Annotated in this window: 1 protein-coding gene; it reads left to right on the top strand. The window is 67.2% G+C overall.

Translation table 11 applies throughout. The features are described 5' to 3' along the window. Positions 1-121 precede the first annotated feature (121 nt). Positions 122-1,240, top strand: a complete 1,119-nt coding sequence (locus AB0L06_RS43515; RefSeq protein ID WP_500237641.1) for an IS630 family transposase — start codon at positions 122-124, stop codon at positions 1,238-1,240. The last annotated feature ends 35 nt before the right edge of the window (positions 1,241-1,275 follow it).

The following is a 1,275-nucleotide window of genomic DNA, read 5'->3' as shown; positions in this document are numbered from 1 at the left end:
CTAGTGCGCTGACCACATACGTTCGCCGGGTCTGGTGACACGCCGGATGGCGTCCGCTGTGTCGGGGCGTGTGGGGTTCACTGTCGATGGTGAGTGATCGTTGTCGAGGGTGAGGTCGTGGATGGCAGAGCCGGTGAGAGCGCGGCGGCTGACTGAACAGGAAGGCCGCAAGCTGCAGCAGATCGTGCGGCGGGGCAGGCATGAGTCGATCCGCGTCCGGCGGGCGGTGATCATCATGGCGTCGGCGTCGGGCACGACGGTTCCAGCGATCGCGCATCTGGTGGCAGCGCATGAGGACACCGTCCGGGACGTCATCCACGCCTTCAACGAGCGCGGGTTGGCCGCGCTGGACCCTAACTGGGCGGGAGGCCGTCCCCGCCAGATCACCCGTGACGATGAGGACTACATCGTCCAGGCGGCCACCACGCGTCCGGCCAAGCTGGGCCGGCCGTTCACGCACTGGAGCATCCGCAAGCTCGCCGACTACCTCGGCGACAACAACGTCCACCGGGTGAAGATCGGCCGGGAACGGCTCCGTCAGATCCTGCGCGGTCGTGGCATCTCCTTCCAGCGCACCCGCACCTGGAAGGAATCCACAGACCCCGACAAGGACACCAAACTGGACCGGATCGAGGAGGTGACGACCCGGTTCCCCGACCGGTGTTTCGCCTTCGACCAGTTCGGACCGTTGTCGATCCGGCCCTGCCACGGCACCGGATGGGCGCCCCAGACCAAGCCCGACCGGCTGCCGGCGACCTATCACCGCACTCACGGCGTCCGCTACTTCCACGGCTGCTACTCCCTCGGCGACGACCAGCTCTGGGGCGTCAACCGGCAGCGCAAAGGCGGCGCGAACACCCTCAAGGCGTTGAAGACGATCCGGGCCGCCCGCCCCGACGGCGCCCCGATCTACGTGATCCTGGACAACCTGTCCTCGAACAAGACCCCCGCCATCCGCGCCTGGTCACGCAGGAACAAGGTCGAGCTGTGCTTCACCCCGACCAGCGCGTCCTGGGCCAACCCGATCGAGGCTCAATTCGGGCCACTGCGCACCTTCGTGATGGGCAACTCCGACCACCCCAACCACACCGTCCTGGCCCGCAAGCTCCAGCAATACCTGCGGTGGCGCAACGCCAACGCCCGCCACCCCGACGTGCTGACCGCCCAACGACGCGAACGCGCCCGCATCCGCAGCCAACGCCAGCAACGCTGGGGACGCCCACACCCCAAAGCCGCATGAACAAACCAGGCAAACGTATGTGGTCAGCGCACTAG

It is taken from the genome of Spirillospora sp. NPDC052269 (genome assembly GCF_040679435.1).
Taxonomy (GTDB): domain Bacteria; phylum Actinomycetota; class Actinomycetes; order Streptosporangiales; family Streptosporangiaceae; genus Spirillospora.
Note: the sequence above shows the minus strand (reverse complement) of the source record. Positions and strands in the feature narration are given on the sequence as shown.

What these genes read in the sequence shown, in the direction of transcription:
- AB0L06_RS43515 (WP_500237641.1), top strand. Translation starts at nt 122, where the DNA reads ATGGCAGAGCCGGTGAGAGCGCGGCGGCTGACTGAACAGGAAGGCCGC.